The sequence below is a fragment of the Streptomyces sp. SAI-127 genome (assembly GCF_029894425.1).
In the GTDB taxonomy this organism is placed as follows: domain Bacteria; phylum Actinomycetota; class Actinomycetes; order Streptomycetales; family Streptomycetaceae; genus Streptomyces.
Window position 1 is genome coordinate 3042230 of record NZ_JARXYJ010000001.1, and the last position, 17426, is coordinate 3059655.

Annotated in this window: 15 protein-coding genes; 2 read left to right on the top strand and 13 right to left on the bottom strand. The window is 69.6% G+C overall.

Annotation, left to right across the window (positions count from 1 at the left end):
- Positions 1-79 precede the first annotated feature (79 nt).
- Both M2157_RS13835 and M2157_RS13840 read right to left on the bottom strand, forming a co-directional pair.
- A complete protein-coding gene (locus M2157_RS13835) occupies positions 80-958 on the bottom strand; it encodes an ABC transporter permease (protein WP_280865393.1) in 879 nt (292 codons plus the stop codon).
- Positions 948-1763 carry an ABC transporter ATP-binding protein gene (locus M2157_RS13840; protein ID WP_280865394.1) on the bottom strand — a complete coding sequence of 272 codons (816 nt, stop codon included), beginning with the start codon at positions 1761-1763 and terminating at the stop codon, positions 948-950. The genes M2157_RS13835 and M2157_RS13840 overlap by 11 nt, the downstream gene beginning before the upstream one ends.
- Positions 1764-1924: 161 nt before the next feature.
- Here M2157_RS13840 and M2157_RS13845 point away from each other — a divergent pair, with 161 nt between their 5' ends.
- Entirely contained in the window at positions 1925-2617 is a 693-nt protein-coding gene (locus M2157_RS13845) for a response regulator (protein ID WP_280865395.1), read from the top strand.
- Positions 2618-2711: 94 nt separating this feature from the next.
- Here the strand turns inward: M2157_RS13845 and M2157_RS13850 are convergent, their stop codons facing one another.
- From M2157_RS13850 to M2157_RS13875, 6 genes are all read right to left on the bottom strand, one after another.
- A complete protein-coding gene (locus M2157_RS13850) occupies positions 2712-4304 on the bottom strand; it encodes a cation acetate symporter (protein WP_280865396.1) in 1593 nt (530 codons plus the stop codon).
- Complete coding sequence (locus M2157_RS13855) at positions 4301-4864, bottom strand: DUF485 domain-containing protein (protein WP_280865397.1); 564 nt, start codon at positions 4862-4864, stop codon at positions 4301-4303. The genes M2157_RS13850 and M2157_RS13855 overlap by 4 nt, the downstream gene beginning before the upstream one ends.
- 60 nt (positions 4865-4924) lie before the next feature.
- Positions 4925-5617 (bottom strand): response regulator transcription factor, encoded by a 693-nt coding sequence (locus M2157_RS13860; RefSeq protein ID WP_280862181.1) that lies wholly within the window; start codon positions 5615-5617, stop codon positions 4925-4927.
- Complete coding sequence (locus M2157_RS13865; protein WP_280862182.1) at positions 5614-6765, bottom strand: histidine kinase; 1152 nt, start codon at positions 6763-6765, stop codon at positions 5614-5616. Before M2157_RS13865 ends, M2157_RS13860 begins: the two co-directional genes overlap by 4 nt.
- Entirely contained in the window at positions 6762-7286 is a 525-nt protein-coding gene (locus tag M2157_RS13870; protein WP_280865398.1) for a DUF1453 domain-containing protein, read from the bottom strand. The genes M2157_RS13865 and M2157_RS13870 overlap by 4 nt, the downstream gene beginning before the upstream one ends.
- A 314-nt stretch (positions 7287-7600) precedes the next feature.
- On the bottom strand, positions 7601-9724 hold the full coding sequence (locus M2157_RS13875; protein WP_280862184.1) for a DNA topoisomerase IV subunit B: 2124 nt from the start codon (positions 9722-9724) through the stop codon (positions 7601-7603).
- Positions 9725-10166: 442 nt separating this feature from the next.
- On the opposite strand from M2157_RS13875, the gene M2157_RS13880 reads away from it, so the two are divergent.
- A complete protein-coding gene (locus M2157_RS13880; RefSeq protein ID WP_057611313.1) occupies positions 10167-10397 on the top strand; it encodes a hypothetical protein in 231 nt (76 codons plus the stop codon).
- A gap of 125 nt (positions 10398-10522) precedes the next feature.
- On the opposite strand, the gene M2157_RS13885 is transcribed toward M2157_RS13880, so the two are convergent.
- The 5 genes from M2157_RS13885 to M2157_RS13905 form a co-directional block, all read right to left on the bottom strand.
- Positions 10523-11383 (bottom strand): serine protease, encoded by an 861-nt coding sequence (locus M2157_RS13885; protein ID WP_280862185.1) that lies wholly within the window; start codon positions 11381-11383, stop codon positions 10523-10525.
- A 121-nt stretch (positions 11384-11504) separates the two neighbouring features.
- Complete coding sequence (locus tag M2157_RS13890) at positions 11505-13040, bottom strand: RNA polymerase sigma factor (RefSeq protein ID WP_280865399.1); 1536 nt, start codon at positions 13038-13040, stop codon at positions 11505-11507.
- 427 nt (positions 13041-13467) lie between these two features.
- The gene (locus tag M2157_RS13895) at positions 13468-14355 is read right to left on the bottom strand and encodes a FadR/GntR family transcriptional regulator (RefSeq protein ID WP_280862187.1); all 888 of its coding nucleotides are present in this window, start codon (positions 14353-14355) and stop codon (positions 13468-13470) included.
- Between the two features lie 162 nt (positions 14356-14517).
- The gene (locus M2157_RS13900) at positions 14518-16512 is read right to left on the bottom strand and encodes an ABC transporter ATP-binding protein (protein WP_280865400.1); all 1995 of its coding nucleotides are present in this window, start codon (positions 16510-16512) and stop codon (positions 14518-14520) included.
- Between the two features lie 40 nt (positions 16513-16552).
- The gene (locus tag M2157_RS13905) at positions 16553-17311 is read right to left on the bottom strand and encodes an NUDIX hydrolase (RefSeq protein ID WP_280862189.1); all 759 of its coding nucleotides are present in this window, start codon (positions 17309-17311) and stop codon (positions 16553-16555) included.
- Positions 17312-17426 lie beyond the last annotated feature (115 nt).

Genomic DNA, 17426 nt, shown 5'->3' on the forward strand with positions numbered 1-17426 from the left:
CTTGTGAGGGGCGGTGCGGGGAAGGGCTGAGCCGGGAATGGGCTGAGCTGGGGGGATGGGGAGACTGCTGTGGAAGGCCTCAGCTGTCGGAACTCGCCGGCTTCCAGCGGAAGATGCGGCGCTCGGCGAAGGTGAGCAGCCCTTCGGCGAGAAGTGCGACGACGGCGAGGATGACCATCGCGGCGTACACACCGGCCGCGTTGAAGGTGCCCTGGGACTGCGCGACGAGCAGGCCGATGCCCTTGGTCGCGCCGATGTACTCACCGACGATTGCGCCGATGAGGGCGAAGCCGAAGCTGACGTGCAGGCTGGTGAAGATCCACGAGGTCGCGGAGGGGATGACGACCTGAAGCGTCACTCTGCGATCGCTCGCGCCGAGGATGCGCGCGTTGGCGACCAGGTTGCGGTCGACCTCGCGGGCGCCCTGGAAGGCGTTGAAGAAGACCGGGAAGAAGACCAGGACGACGGCCGAGGCCACCTTGGAGGCCGGTCCGAGTCCGAACCAGATCACGAAGATGGGTGCAAGGACAATCCTCGGTATCGAGTTGAGCACCTTGATGTATGGACCAAGCACGTCGGCGAGCAAGGTGATACGCCCCAACGCAATACCGAACACCACACCGGCCACCACGCCGACGATCCAGCCCAGCAGCGCCTCGTACAGCGTGTACCAGATCTGTTCGCCCAACGAACCGAGCGCGGTTCCGTGCGTCACCCAGGTCCAGATCTGGTCCCAGATCTTCGAGGGCATGGAGAAGTTGAAGGGATCGATGACCTCGGCCCGGGAGAGCAGCTCCCACAGACCGAGAACGGCCACGAGGAGCAGCACGCGGGACACGGCGACGACGATCCGGCGTCTGCGGACGGCACGCGCGCGTGAGTGTGCGCGGTCCGTCTTGTTGCCGGGCTCGGCCATGGCCGGCGCGACCTGGGCCTCTGGCAGGACGTCAGGCGACATGGGCGGCGCCCCTCTCACGGGTGATGCGGACCTCTTCGCCGAGGGACTCCCAGATCTCGCGGTAGATCTCGATGAACCGCGGCTCCAGGCGCACCGACTCGACCTTGCGCGGGCGTGGCAGGTCGATGTCGAAGATCTGCTTGACGGTGGCGGGCCCGGCCGTCATCACGACGACCTTGTCGGCCAGTGCGATGGACTCCTCCAGGTCGTGGGTGACGAAGACGACGGAGGCGCCCGTGCCCTCCCACAGTTCGAGGAGTTCGTCGGACATCAGGGCCCGTGTCTGCACGTCGAGCGCGGAGAACGGCTCGTCCATGAGCAGGATCTCGGGGTCGTTGACGAAGGTCGCGGCGAGCGCCACTCGCTTGCGCTGGCCCCCGGAGAGCTGATGGGGGTAGCGGTCCTCGAAGGCCGCGAGCCCGACCCGGGCCAGCCACTCCCGGGCATTCCGCTTGGCCTCCGCCTTGGGCACACCGCGGAATCGGGGGCCTGCCATGACATTGGCCAGGACCGTGCGCCAGGGGAAGGTGGCGTCCTGCTGGAAGACGAAACCGACCTTGTCCCCGACTCCGCGGACCGGCTCCCCGACGACCAGTACCTCGCCCTCGGAGGGCTCCTCCAACCCGCTGACCAGGGTCAACGTGGTCGACTTGCCACAACCCGTGGGCCCGACGACCGCCACGAACTCCCCACGCCCCACGGTGAGATCGAGTCCCCTGACGGCCGTGTGCAGACCCCCCGACGGGGTCCGGAATATCTTGCTCGCGCCCCGCAGCTCGATGGCGGGGCTGGTGTCTGCGCTCATGGCCGGGGACGGTAGATGTGGCCTGCGCCACGGCATCAGTCTTCTGGGCACATGCCGTTCTTTTGCTTGCAACGGCCTGTTGTGCTCGTTTTGCGCGCGCTACAACAGCGAAGCCGAAACACGGGCGTGCCGCCCGCCAGGCCTTGAGGGAAAGAGGCCCGATGATTGACGTCCTGGTAGTGGACGACGACTTCCGTGTCGCCGAGATCAACGCCAAGTACGTGGGAAAGGTGCCCGGTTTCCGGGTGGCCGCTCGGGCCCACAGCGCTGCGCAGGCGCTGGCCAGCGTGCAGCGCGGGACCATCGATCTGATCCTGCTCGACCACTACCTGCCCGACCAGACGGGCCTCGAACTCGTCCACCGCATGCGGGAACAGGGCCACGGCACCGACGTCATCATGATCACAGCAGCCGGGGACGTGACGACCGTCCAGGCCGCCATGCGCCTGGGCGCCCTCCACTACCTGGTCAAGCCTTTCACCTTCGCGGCCCTGCGCACCCGGCTGGACTCCTACGCGGCCCTGCGCCGCACCGTCGACCGGGTGGGCGGCCGCGGCATCGCCGGTCAGGAACAGGTCGACAGGATCTTCAGCGCCCTGCGCACCACCCCGGCTCCGCCGTCCCCCGGCCTGCCCAGCGGCCACTCGGAGCCGACGACGGACCTCATCTGCCGCGTCCTGCACCACGCCGACCAACCGTTGTCGGCCCATGAGGTCGCCGCCGAGACGGGCCTGAGCCGCTCCACCGCCCAGCGCTACCTCCGCCACCTCGAACAGGCCGGCCGCCTCCGCCTGTCCCTCAGATACGGCGACACGGGGCGGCCGGAGCACCGGTACGCATGGGTGGCGCCATAGCCGTACGCCCCGAAAGGCCTCGCCAGGAGAAGTCGTACGACGAAGACCGATGCCGTACGACGACGAGGTCACCGCCCGATCACGGGCGCCGCCCCTACACGGCCCCCGCTCCCGTGAGCGACCGCACCTCGGTCTCCGCGTGCCTGGCCTCGTCGGCGACCTCCGCCGAGGTGACCGTGCCGAGCCAGCCCGCGACGAAGCCCAGCGGGATGGAGACCAGACCGGGGTTCTGCAGCGGGAAGTACTGGAAGTCGACGCCGGGGAAGAGCGATTCGGGGCTGCCGGACACCACGGGCGACAGCAGCACCAGGGCCACAGCCGGCAGGAGTCCGCCGTAGACGGACCAGACGGCGCCCCGGGTGGTGAACCCGCGCCAGAACAGCGAGTAGAGCAGCACCGGCAGATTCGCGGACGCCGCGACGGCGAAGGCGAGGCCCACCAGGAAGGCGACGTTGAGGTCGCGGGCCAGCAGGCCTAGAGCGATCGCGATCACGCCGATCCCGACGGCGGCGGTCCTGGCCACGGCCACCTCGCTGCGCGGCTTGGCCCGCCGGCGCCGCAATGAGGCGTACAGGTCATGGGCGACGGAGGCCGAGGAGGCGAGCGTGATGCCGGCGACGACGGCGAGGATCGTGGCGAAGGCGATGGCGGCGACGATCGCGAACAGAACCGTTCCTCCGGTGGAACCGGCGCCACCCCCCAGGTCGAGGGCCAGGAGGGGAACCGCGGTGTTCCCCGCGGCGTTCGATCCCCGTACCGCCTCGGGCCCCACGATCGCCGCGGCACCGAACCCGAGGACGATCGTCATCAGGTAGAAGCCGCCGATGAGGCCGATCGACCAGACCACCGAGCGCCGTGCGGCGCGTGCCGTGGGGACGGTGTAGAAGCGGGACAGGATGTGCGGCAGACCTGCCGTACCGAGCACGAGGGCGAGTCCCAGGCTGATGAAGTCGAGGCGGGCGGTCCAGTCCCCGCCGTACTTCAGACCTGGAGCCAGGAACGACTTACCGTGGCCGCTGCGCTCCGCCGCCGTGAGCAGGAGTTGGTCGAAGTCGCCGTGGAACCGCACCAGCACGAGCACGGTCAGCGCGATGGTCCCGCAGAGCAACAGGACCGCCTTGACGATCTGGATCCAGGTGGTCGCCCGCATCCCTCCCAGGGACACGTAGATCACCATGAGCGCCCCGACGGCGATGACGGTCCAGGACTGGGCCGCCTCGCTGGTGCCTCCGAGCAGCAGGGCGACAAGGCTGCCCGCGCCCACCATCTGCGCCACCAGATACAGAACGGACACGGTGACCGAGGAGGTTCCCGCCGCGATCCGCACCGGCCGCTCGCTCATCCGCGCGGCGACCACGTCGGCGAGCGTGAACCGCCCGCAGTTGCGCACCAGTTCGGCGACGAGGAACAGCACCACCAGCCAGGCCACGAGGAAGCCCACCGAGTAGAGCATCCCGTCATACCCGAAGAGCGCGATGAGCCCGGAGATACCGAGGAAGGACGCGGCCGACATGTAGTCGCCCGCGATGGCAAAACCATTCTCCATCGGCGAGAACAGCCGCCCGCCCGCGTAGAACTCCTCCGCCGAGCCATGCCGGTGGCGGCTCACCCATGTCGTGATCCCCAGCGTGACCGCGACGAACGCGCTGAAGAGCAGCAACGCCAGGGTCTGGTGGTCTCCCGTCACGACGACGCACCGCCCCGTGCCGTGCGCGTCAGTTCCTGGGTGTCCCACCGCAGTTCGAGCGCGGCCCGGTCCCGGCGCAGCCTCGCATGCCGGGCGTAGGCCCAGGTCAGCAGGAAGGTGGTGAGGAACTGCCCGAGTCCCGCGAGCATCGCCACGTTCACCGCGCCGGCGACCGGCCGCGCCATCAGTCCCGGCGCGCTCGTCGCTGTCACGACATAGGCCACGTACCACGCGAAGAACCCGATGCCAGCGGGCACCACGAACCTTAGGTACCGGCTGCGCACTTCCTGAAAGGCCGCGCTGCGCTGCACCTCCAGGTAGACGTCGGCCGCCGCTGCGGCCCGGTCCTCGCGCTCCGCGCGTGCCGTCGCAACCGGGCCCACGGATGTACCGTCACCGCCCGTCTCGCCCCAGCCGGAGGCGAGCGCGTCATACCAGGGATCGTCGTACCGCACACCGGCGGACGCCTCAGCGCGGGTCACATCCTGGCCGTGGTGGTTCTCGGCCGAACTCTCGGCATCACCCCCGCTTCCGCGGGGACGAGCGTTGCTTGACTGCATGCCCAAGGATGGACAGAACGGGAAGATCCCCGACTCTTCTTCCCCGCGCTCTTCACCCCATCAGGTGATTCCTCCTATCGGTGGCCGTACGAGCCCCTTCGCATAGGCGTAACGCACCGCCTGCGCGCGGTCCTTGATTCCCGTCTTGGCGAAGAGGTTGTTGATGTGGGTCTTCACCGTGGCGGTGGAGACATGCAGTTTTCGGGCGATCTCCTGGTTGCTCAGTCCCTCTGCGATCAGCGCCAGCACTTCGACCTCCCGGGCGGTGAGCCCGTCGGGCGCCTCCGCGGCCACCGGCTGCGGCGGCTCGGGATCCGACAGCCGCTCCAGCAGCCGACGCTGGATGCTCGGCGACAGTCCGGCGTCCCCGGAGAGCACGCTCCGCACGGCCCGCACGATCTCGTCACCCCCCGCGTCCTTGGTGAGATAACCGCGCGCCCCCGCCTTGAGCGCGGGAAACAGCGACTCGTCGTCCGCGAAGGTCGTCAGCACCACGACCTGCGTCCCGGGGTGCTCGGCGCGGATCCTCCGGGTCGCCTCCACCCCGTCACAGCGAGGCATGCGCAGGTCCATCAGCACCACGTCCGGGGCGAGTTCCGCGACGAGTTCCACCGCCTCCTCACCGTCCCCCGCCGCGCCCACCACTTCAATCCCCGGCAGCAGGCCGAGCAGCATCACGATGCCTTCGCGCACCACGGTCTGGTCGTCCGCGACCACCACCCGCGCGGGCTTCGGCTCCGCCCCCTCCGTCATACCGGCACCTTCAACGTCACCACGAACCCTTCGTCGTCCGGCCCGGCGTCCAGCGAACCGCCCAGCAGTTCGGCGCGCTCCCGCATCCCCAGCAGACCGTACCCGCCTCCGGTGGCGCCGAGTTCACCCGGCGAACCGCCCGAGTCCCGCACGACCAGCGTCACCCGGTCCTCGCCGTACTCCAGCCACACGCGGATCTTGGCCCCCGGCGCGTGCTTGCGGACGTTGGTCAGGGCCTCCTGCGCGACCCTGCGCACGGCCTGCGACGCCTCGGCCGGCAACGGTCTGCGCTCACCCGAAATGGTGGTCTCGGCTCCGTCGGCCGTCCCGACGAGCTGGGTCAGGAATTCCTCCAGCGGAGTCATGTCCCCCCGCAGAGCCGACAGCGCCTGCCGGGTCTCCGCGAGACCGTCGCGGGCCATGCCCCGGGCCGCCACCACCCTTTCGAGGATCTGGTCCCGGTCCGCGCCGCCCTCGATCAGCAACCGGGCCGCCTCCAGGTGCACTAGCTGGGCCGAGAGGCTGTGGGCCAGCACGTCGTGGATCTCCCGGGCGATACGGGCCCGCTCCGCGAGTGCCGCCGACTCCGCCTCGGCCGCTCGCGCGGCCCGCTCCTGGTTGAGCAGCCGCTGCGCGTTGCCGCGGGCCTCGGCGTCCAACCGCAGGACGTAGCCGGCGAGGGCCAGCCCCGCCGTCGTGGCCAGGGTGGTCAGCCACGCGTCGTCGTTGACGGCGGCGTAGAGAGCGAGGGCGATCACGGTCACGGGCAGAGCGGCGGCGATGGGCAGCCGTTCCAGAGCGGTGATGGCGCAGCCGCACCACAGGACGAGGGCGACGACTCTGAAGTCGGCGGCCTGGGCGGCGGCCGCGATCGCCAGGAGAAGGCCGTAGAGGGCCAGTGAGGGCCAGAGCCGGTGCTCCAGGGTGGTGCGGAAGAGTGCCCAGGCGACGACTGCGGACAGGAGGATTCCCGCCACTGCGCCGAGCACACCCCAGCCCCGTACAGGACTGCTGTTGAAAGCGCCCCAGAGGAGCAAGGCGAGTACCAGCGACCGCGTGACCCAGCCGAGCAGGCGCCGAGGACGCGTGGCCCCCTTACGCCCGAGCGCCTCCCGGGAGGGCCAGCGGGTCCAGGCGTTGTCCGTCACACGCCTTCCTTCCCCGGGGACCGGAACATGGGCTCACCGTACGCCGGGGCGGGTGCGGCGGCCGGGCGCAGGGAATGCGCTCGCCCGACGAGGATCCCGGAGCGCACGAGCAGGGTGGCCGCCAGGGCGAGCAGCAGTGCGGAAGAGTCCTGATGGACACCGAGCGTCGCGCCGAGCGCGAAGAGGCCGACGCGCAGCCCGATTCCGAGGGCCCAGACGGCCCCGCTCGCCTTGGTGCTCCTGCTCCACACCGCGCCGTCCGGCTCCGTCCATATCCGGCTCGTCCAGGCCCAGCCGGCCCCGATGGCGAGGCCGGTGAACAGCTCGGCGGTGAGCAGGGCCACCGATGCCGTGCGGTGATGGGCGTCCACCAGCCCCGGCTCGCGAAGTGCCACGACGGCGAGGACGGCGGGCAACAGCCACCAGCGCCGCCCGGTGTCGATCCGGCTCGCCCGGAACTGCCGGGCGATCACCACGACCACCGCGACCACGATCAGCAACGCGTCGACGAGCCCGGACATCACAGCCTCCGTGAGCGAGGAAGGGACTGCCGGCAGCGGACGCCGCCGACACCTTCGAAGCTACGGAAATCCGCAGGCCGGGAGATCGGAGCAGGGGTGGATCACAGGTGGATTCCCAGCCACCGTGACCGTCCACCCACGGGTGGAGAGGCCGGCCCACAGCCCTGAGCGCAACCACCCGGCCTCACCACTCGCCCCGGGCTGCCGCCGGCGGCAGCGTGCGCAGCCGCCAACCTCAAGCGGCGGACCCTGCCCGAGGGTGCAGCCGAGGCCGGTTGCAAACCCGGCCCCGGCCACCTGGTCCAATACAGGGACTACGCGTCGATACGCGACCGATCAAGGGTCGCCGCCGACCCGGAGATGAACTCCTTCCGCGGCGCCACGTCATTGCCCATCAGCAGATCGAAGACCTGTTCAGCGGCCTCCAGGTCGGCGAGGTTGATCCGCCGCAGAGTCCGGTGCCGCGGATCCATCGTCGTCTCGGCCAGCTGGTCGGCGTCCATCTCGCCCAGACCCTTGTACCGCTGGATGGAGTCCTTGTACCGGACCCCCTTGCTCTGGTACTCCAGCAGCTTCTCGCGCAGCTCACGGTCCGAGTACGTGTAGACGTACTTGTCCTGCCCCTTCTTCGGCTGGACGAGCTCGATGCGGTGCAGCGGCGGCACCGCGGCGAACACCCGGCCCGCCTCGACCATGGGCCGCATGTAGCGCTGGAACAGCGTCAGCAGCAGGCACCTGATGTGAGAGCCGTCGACGTCGGCGTCGGTCATCATGATGATCTTGCCGTAGCGGGCGGCGTCGATGTCGAAGGTCCTGCCGGAGCCCGCTCCTATGACCTGGATGATCGCACCGCACTCGACGTTCTTGAGCATGTCCGTGACGGACGACTTCTGGACGTTGAGGATCTTGCCGCGGATGGGCAGCAGCGCCTGGAACTCGGAGTTCCGGGCGAGCTTCGCCGTGCCGAGCGCGGAGTCACCCTCGACGATGAACAGTTCGCTGCGGTCGACGTCGTCGCTTCGGCAGTCGGCGAGCTTGGCAGGCAGTGAGGAGGACTCCAGGGCCGTCTTCCGGCGCTGTGCGTCCTTGTGCTGCCGGGCCGCGATACGCGTGCGCGCTGCGGCGACCGCCTTCTCCATGACGACCCGGGCCTGGGCCGCGGCGTCCCGCTTCGTGGAGGTCAGGAACGCCTTGAGCTCCTTGGAGATCACGGTGCTCACGATGCGGCGGGCCGCCGAGGTACCGAGGACCTCCTTGGTCTGGCCCTCGAACTGCGGCTCGGCGAGTCGGACGGTGACCACCGCCGTCAGGCCCTCGAGGGCGTCGTCCTTGACGATGTCGTCCTCGGCGACGCGCAGCAGCTTCTTGGCGCGCAGCACCTCGTTCATGGTCTTGGCGACGGCCTGTTCGAAGCCGGCGACATGGGTGCCGCCCTTGGGGGTGGCGATGATGTTGACGAACGACTTCAGAGTCGTGTCGTAGCCGGTCCCCCAACGCATCGCGACATCCACACCGAGCTCTCGGGTGACCTCGGTGGGCGTCATCTGACCGTGGTCGTCGAGGACCGGGACGGTCTCCTTGAACGTGCCCTGGCCGGAGAAGCGGAGGACGTCGTTGACCGGCTTGTCGGTGGCCAGGTACTCGCAGAACTCGCTGATGCCGCCGTCGAAGCGGAAGGACTCCTCACCCTTGCTGCCGCCCTCGCCCAGGCCGTACTCGTCGCGGACGACGATGGTCAGGCCCGGCACCAGGAACGCGGTCTGACGAGCGCGCTGGTGGAGGTTCTCCAGGGAGAGCTTGGCGTCCTTGAGGAAGATCTGCCGGTCGGCCCAGTACCGCACGCGCGTGCCGGTCCGGGTCTTGGGGATCCTCTTGGCCTTGCGCAGACCGCTCGCGGCCTCGAACTTGGCTTCGGCGCCGTTCGCCGCGAAGGCACCCGGCACGCCGCGCCGGAAGCTGATCGCGTGGGTGTGGCCGCTACGGTCCACCTCGACGTCCAGCCGCGCGGACAGGGCGTTCACCACGGAGGCGCCCACGCCGTGCAGACCGCCGGAGGCGGCGTACGAGCCGCCGCCGAACTTGCCGCCGGCGTGCAGCTTGGTCATGACGACCTCTACACCGGACAGGCCGGTCTTGGGCTCGACGTCGACCGGGATGCCCCGGCCGTTGTCCCGGACCTCCACGGAGGCGTCGTCGTGGAGGATCACCTCGATGTGGTCGCAGTACCCGCCCAGGGCTTCGTCGACGGAGTTGTCGATGATCTCCCACAGACAGTGCATCAGGCCACGGCTGTCGGTCGAGCCGATGTACATACCCGGGCGCTTGCGTACGGCCTCGAGCCCCTCGAGGACGAGCAGGTGCCGCGCGGTGTAGTTGGAACCGTCCCGGTCTGCTCCTGCCAGCAGAGCTGTGGACGGCACGGACGTTTCGGCGGTCACGCGGTTCGCTCCTCGCTGAATTTCAGTTGGGGCCCTTCTGGGTAAGGGCGCGGCATCGGTCGCCGCCATGAGGGTACCGAGGCCTGGTAGAGCCGTTGTAACGCCACCCTCGTGCGGAAACACAGAGTAGTCCAGGGTCGCATACCTGTTCGATCCCTCGATGGGGTGAAGTACATATCACGTTCCCTTACAGGCATGAACCATTTAGGCTCCGGGCACGTCCTCATGAACAACCGGCAACCCAGCCGGGAGGACCGACCTTGACCGCCAGTGCGAAACCGTAAGACACACAGACACGCAATACGGCACATTCGCCGCCAAACCGGCAGCAGCCGGCCGCCCGGAAAATTTCTCTCTGGGTGAAGCCCCGAGCGGGAACGTTTTGGGGCTGGTTGGATGTTGACCCTGGTACGACAGCTCGTCGAGCTAGAGAAGAGGCGACGTGACTACTGTTCTGACCCCCGCGAGCCCGCTGACGGCCGCTGACCGCTGCGACCGCTGCGGCGCCCAGGCGTACGTGCGCGTCGTCCTGCTCAGCGGCGGAGAACTGCTCTTCTGCGCCCACCACGGTCGCAAGTTCGAGCCGGAACTCAAGAAGATCGCCGCTGAGATACAGGACGAGACGGAGCGACTCACGTCTGTTCCGGCATCGGTCTCAGAAGAAGAGCGCTGACACTTCGCGTCCACGACGAGCCAGCTCCGGCACAGGCCGGCATGAGGGCGGCTGCCCCTGTTCTCAGGGACAGCCGCCCTTGCTCATGGTTTCGCGGGGGGCGCTCAGCGCCCCCCGCGGCATTGTCACGCGGTGCCGCGTCCGTCGGTCGCGTTGCGACCGTCCCGGTCCAGCGTCCGCATGACTTCGGACACACGGGTATAGACACCGGGCTGGCCCGCTCGCCCGCAGCCGCTGCCCCAGGAGACCAGCCCGACCAGCTTGCCCTCGGCGACCAGCGGTCCCCCGCTGTCCCCCTGGCAGGAGTCACGACCACCCCGCTCCTCCCCGGCGCACAGCATGCTGTCGGCGAGGTAGGTGCCGTCGCCACCACCCGGATAAGCCTCCCCACAGCGCGCATCGGACATCACGTGCACGTGTGCCGCCCGCAGACGGCGCGCATAGTCACCCCCGCCCGTGACGTCCCCCCAGCCGTAGACCGTGGCACGGGTTCCCGGCTCGTACGCGGGATCACCGGCGGCCGACATGGCGATGACCGTGTCCTGCGGCAGGGGATCGGCGAGTGTGAGGACGGCGAAGTCCCCCGCGTTGCTCTGGGGGTCGTAGCCCGGATTCACCCAGGCCTCACGCACGGCGATCTCCACCCCCTGGTCCGAGAGCAGGTCCGTACGGCCCGCGATGACACGGAGGTCACTCACCTGCTCAGGCGGCGCCCCCAGGACGTCCTCGCCCATACAGTGGGCCGCTGTGAGCACCGTGGTCGGGCCGACGGCGACACCGCCGCAGAACTGCCCGGCGCGCGTACCTCCGAATCGGTCACGGCTGGACAGGGCGACCGTCCAGGGCGCCTCGGACACCTCGATCGGGAATCCCCCGACGACGATGCTGTCAGCGGCCACGGGGGCGGCCGACGCCAGCGGTATGGCCGCCGCCACGGCCGCCAGAATCAGCGGCCGGGCCAACGCCCGGGCAATGGGGTGACGCATGCATGCTCCTCACTCCGGGGTGGTGATCGGAAACCCAGAGTCATGCAGAGCGCCTGCGCGCGCAGCACGAAGGCCCGGCCCCTGACGAGGGACCGGGCCTTCGGTGTCGTACGGCTGCGACCTAGTCGAGGTAGTCGCGCAGCACCTGCGAACGCGACGGGTGACGCAGCTTCGACATGGTCTTCGACTCGATCTGGCGGATGCGCTCGCGCGTGACGCCGTACACCTTGCCGATCTCGTCGAGGGTCTTCGGCTGACCGTCGGTGAGACCGAAGCGCATCGAGACGACGCCCGCCTCGCGCTCGGACAGGGTGTCGAGGACCGAGTGCAGCTGCTCCTGGAGGAGCGTGAAGCTGACCGCGTCGGCCGGGACGACGGCCTCGGAGTCCTCGATGAGGTCACCGAACTCGCTGTCTCCGTCCTCGCCCAGCGGGGTGTGCAGCGAGATGGGCTCACGGCCGTACTTCTGGACCTCGATGACCTTCTCGGGGGTCATGTCGAGTTCCTTGGCCAGCTCCTCCGGGGTGGGCTCGCGGCCCAGGTCCTGGAGCATCTGGCGCTGCACGCGCGCGAGCTTGTTGATGACCTCGACCATGTGCACCGGAATACGGATGGTGCGGGCCTGGTCGGCCATCGCGCGGGTGATCGCCTGACGGATCCACCAGGTGGCGTACGTGGAGAACTTGTAGCCCTTGGTGTAGTCGAACTTCTCGACCGCGCGGATCAGACCGAGGTTGCCCTCCTGGATGAGGTCCAGGAACAGCATGCCGCGGCCGGTGTAGCGCTTGGCCAGCGAGACCACCAGGCGGAGGTTGGCCTCCAGGAGGTGGTTCTTGGCGCGGCGACCGTCCTCGGCGATGATCTCCAGCTCGCGCTTGAGCTTCGGGGCGAGCTTGTCGGCGTTGGCCAGCTTGTCCTCGGCGAACAGACCGGCCTCGATGCGCTTGGCGAGTTCGACCTCCTGCTCGGCGTTGAGCAGCGGGACCTTGCCGATCTGCTTGAGGTAGTCCTTGACCGGGTCTGCGGTGGCACCGGCCACGGCGACCTGCTGGGCCGGCGCGTCGTCCTCGTCGTCGTCGGAGAGGACGAAGCCCTTGTTCTCGGCCCCCTCCTCTTCCTCTTCACCGGGCTTGATCTCTTCGAGGACCTCGTCCTCGGCGACCTCGGCGTCGTCCTTGCCGGCGGTCGTCTTCTTGGTCGCCGTCTTCTTGGCGACCGTCTTCTTCGCGACCGCCTTCTTCGCGGTCGTCGTCTTCTTGGCTACGGCCTTCTTCACGGACGCCTCGTCCTCGACGGAGGCTTCGGCGGCAGGAGCCGCCGGGGTGGCGGTGGCGGTGGCCTTCTTCGTGGTCACCGTCTTCGCCGCGACCGTCTTGGTGGCGGTGCGCTTGGCCGGACTCTTCGCTGCGACGCTCTTTCGGGTGCGCTTGGGCTCCGCGGCACTGACCATCAGCGTCACACCCTCTTCCTCGAGGATCTGGTTGAGGCTGCGCAGTACGTTCTTCCACTGAGTGGCCGGAATCTGGTCAGCTTCGAAGGCCCGACGCACGTCGTCGCCGGCGATCTGCCCCTCAGCCTTTCCCCGCTCAATGAGAGCCATGACAGAGACGGACTCGGCGATCTCCGGCGGGAGCGTACGGGATGTGCTGGCCGACACGAACAACCTCTCGGAACGTTGGAAAACGGCTTCCGGCCCCGTCCACGGCGGACAGGAGCCGACCACCGGCCTGGGAGTGGCCGACGGCGCGGGCGTGGGGCCGGGAGGATGCACAGCGCCTGAAACGGCGTCCGTATTCCCTCCGCGGCTGTCACCTCTTAGGTCATCGCGCTGCTCCCGCGAGCGTTACGCCCAATCTGCGTGGCCCGAGTCACACCCCGTAAGCAACCAAAAACGGTCAGACATGGACAGACGAGGTCACCGGCTCGTCCCGACCAGCAGCGCCCGGGGTGCCGTCACCGCGCCGCGCCGGTCGGACCCCGCAGGGTCCACTGGGGGACCTGCGGGGTCCGACGGAGACGGTTCGGCGGCCGAACGACGCCGCTGAGGGGAGGACATCCTCGGCCGCACTGCCCGCAGTGTGCGGTCAGTGCTCGCGCGGTGCGGGCACCACGCGCTCCACCTCGGGGTGGACGGCGAGCAGTTGCCGCATGGCTGTTTCGGCCGCCGTACCGTCGCCGGCGGCGAGGGCGTCGGCGATCCGGCCGTGGTGGGCGAGCGACGGCTCGTTCGGTCGGTCACAGCCCGTGACCGGGCCGCCGGAGACCTGAAGGGCAGCGGAGACGATCCCGGAAAGATGCTCCAGCATGCGGTTGCCCGCGAGCTGGATGAGCAGGGAGTGGAACTCGGCGTCGGCACGGGAGAAGGTGAGCACATCACCCTGGCTCATGGCGTGCCCCATGATCTCGACCATGTCGCCGAGGCGCTGCTGGACGTCCGCACGGCCGTGTCCCGCGGCCAGGCGCGCGGCGAGCGGCTCGATCGTCCAGCGCAGTTCGCTCAGCTCACGGCGCTGGTCGTCGCGCTGCGGCCCGAAGGCCCGCCACTCGATGATGTCCGGGTCCAGGAGGTTCCAGTCGCTGACGGGACGCACGCGCGTGCCGACGTTCGGGCGGGCGCTGACCAGGCCCTTGGCCTCGAGGACGCGGAGCGACTCACGGACGACGGTACGGGAGACCTCGAAACGCTGGCCGATCTCCTCGGGGACCAGCGGCCGGTCGGCCCCCAGGTCACCGGAGACGATCATCTGGCCCAGCTGTTGGACGAGTTGGCCGTGCAGTCCGCGCCCGCGGCTGCCTGCGGCCCGTCGGCCCACGCGGCCCAGTTCCGGGTCCGAGCCGTCCCAGACGGAGGCTCCGACGCGGCCTGCGGCCGGGGCCTCGGCGTAGGGGTAGCGGTCAAGTTCGCCCGGGCCGGCCAGACCGGAATCGGCGGAGCGGGCGGCGGTCATCATGGTGTGCGCAAGGGTACTCACGGATCCTTTGTCGGCGCCGCCTCCAACTCCCTTGAGGTCTTTGGTGAAAAGCACACGAAAGGGTGATCGCTCACGCCGTCGCAATTGACGCCTTATCGGAAAGAAATGCGCTTTCGCCGGGAAATTGTGCGCAGGTCGGGATCGGAAGCGCCCGGACGGTGGTCATCGGACCCTGCTCCGCAGGGCCGTGAGCAGGTATGCGCACAGCAGGGCGGTCAGCGACAACGCCAGTGCGCCGCCGACGGGTTGGGCGACCACACGCACCACTCCGGCCAGATAGCGCTCTCCACCGAAGGGCCACTGCAGCAGGAGGACCTCGCGCAGCCGCGCGGGAAGTCCGGCCGCCGCCCGCACGGACCCACCGTCCAGCGCTTTCCGCATAAGAGGCACAACGAGAATGGGCACGGCGACCACCGCGGCGAGCCCGGCCGTGGTGGACCGGAAGATGCCGGCCGCCAGAACACCTGCCCAGGCGCACCCGACCACGAGCCCGAACCAACTAGCGCTCAGCGACAACCAGTCGGCGGGAACGTCCGTGAGCTCCCGTCCGTAGACGAGATAGAGCACTTCCGCGTCGCAGCCCACCGCAAGAAAGGCAAGAGCCAGCGCGGTGACGGCGGCGACGACGAGTTTCGCGGTGAGCAGCCCCAGTCGGCGGGGGACGGTGCCGCGGTCCGCGGCGAGGGCGGGGTGGCGGAACTCGTCACCGAACGCGAGCGCGCCGAGCAGCCCGGCCCCGAGCGCCGCCGGGGGCAGCGGCAGCTCCCTCGGCCATGCGGCCAGCAGGCGCGCCTGTGGAGTGTGACCGACCCGTGCCAGGAGTACGGCGGTGAGCGCGGACGTGACGAGTACCGCGGCGCCGGTGAGGAACCCGGTGCCGATCCCAGCCGCGCGGCGCAGTTCGTAGCGCAGGGGGCGCAAGGGGCTGGGGGCGGACCTGACGGAGATCGGCGGCGGGAGGGGGGACAGGGGGGCGGAGGCTGTGGCGGGACTCGGAGCGGCGTGACCGCTTCCCTCAGTCGGGACGCCAGGGGTGTCCCGACTGCTGCGGGGGGCCTGGTCGCCGTGGCCTTTCTGGCCTGCGGGCACCACCCGGGCACCGCGCATGGGTGAGCCGCCCTGTGATGCGAAGTCGTCGCGCACAGCTGGGCCGCCTCGCATTTCCGGCCCGGCCAATCCGACAGCCCCGTCACCGAGGAGCTCGCCGGTCTCCGGCCCCGTGGCCCCCGCCCGCGGGTCCTGGTCCTCTTGCGGGGCCTCGCCGGGAAGCGGACCCGCACCGGGGCCCATGTCCCCGATCTCGTTTGCGAGTTGGTGGACCAGAACGCCGTGACGGAAAGCCGTCTCGCCGACGTCGGCACATGTACTGCCGTACACGGACAGACGGTTGCCGCCTTCCCGGACGACTTCGACGGAGCGGTGCGCCGTGCGTGCCTCCTTGGCGACCAGGGCGGCGAGGCGGGCGGCGTGAGGGGTACGGACGGCGACACGGGGGCGGAGTCTGGTGCGGGCGAACTCCGTGGCCTCCTGGTCCGCGACGAGTCGGCCTTGTTCGAGGGTGATGACGTGATCTGCGGCGCGCGCGGCCTCTTTGGGCTCGGACGTGGTGAACAGGACCGAGCCTCCCTGGGCGGCGTGCGCTCGCAGCATGCCGTGCAGCCAGTGACTCTCGCGCGTGGAGAGCCCGTCGGCGGGGTCGTCCAGGACGAGCGTGTGGGGGTCCGGCAACAGGGCGCAGGCCAGGCCCAGGCGGCGGTCCATGCCGCGTGAGAGGGCGCCGAGCCGCTCGTCGCGCAGGCTGACGAGGCCCACGGCTTCGAGCACTTCGTCGGCGCGCCGGACCGGGACGCCGGCCGCGGCGCACAGCATGCGCAGATGGCCGCGGACCGTGCGCGCGGGATGGCCGGGCACATCGCCCATGAGGACGCCGACCTCGCGCGAGGGATGCGCGATGCGATGCAGCGGGCGGCCCCTGAAGTAGGTGAGGCCACGGCCTTGTTGGAGTTCGAGCATCAGTCTGAGTACCGTCGTCTTGCCCGCACCCGTCGCTCCGAGAAGCGCGGTGACGCGGCCCGCACGGGCTTCGAAGGACACATCGTCGACCGCGGGCGGGAGGTCCTTGCGGGAGTTGCTGGTCAGTCCGAAGGCCTGGATCACCCGTAGCAAGATAGCGCGTTATGTCCCGTTTTCGGTGCCGTCACACTTCGGGGCGCAGCATCGGAGGGTTGAGAAGCGTGGCACCGCCGGCCCGGAAGAGCTGGGCAGGGCGGCCGCCCTGTCGCGTGGTGGTGCCACCGGTGGGGACCAGGAAGCCCGGTGTGCCCGTCACCTTGCGGTGGAAGTTGCGCGGGTCCAGAGCCACGCCCCACACCGCCTCGTAGACGCGGCGTAGCTCGCCCACGGTGAATTCGGGCGGGCAGAAGGCGGTGGCCAGCGACGAGTACTCGATCTTCGAGCGGGCGCGCTCCACTCCGTCCGACAGGATCTGCGCATGGTCGAAGGCGAGCGGTGCGACCGGTTCGCCGTCCCGACCGTAACCGCCTCGCTGCAACAGCTCCTCGACAGGCGCCCACCGCGCGTTGCTGGCGTCACCGCCGGCCCGTGGGGCGGGCAGGTCGGGGGCGAGGGCGAGGTGGGCCACGCTCACCACGCGCATCCGGGGATCGCGCTTGGGATCGCCGTAGGTCGCGAGCTGTTCCAGGTGTGCTCCGTTGTCCTGGACGGGGACGTCCGGGTCATGGGCGCGCAGCCCGGTCTCCTCGGCGAGCTCACGGGCCGCGGCCTGCGCCAGATCCTCGTCGGCCCGTACGAAACCGCCGGGAAGCGCCCAGCGCCCCTGGAACGGCGGCTCACCCCTGCGCACCGCGAGCGCGCACAGGGCGTGGCGGCGCACGGTGAGCACGACCAGGTCCACGGTGACGGCGAAGGGCGGAAAGGCTGACGGGTCGTAGGGCATGCGGCGATCATAGTCGTCTGCCTGACGATAAACACTCCCTTCGCCGACCGCATCAGTGGCTGATCCACTCATGCTCCGAACTGGTCCGCCCCCCTGCGCCCGGCCCTTGCCGGCG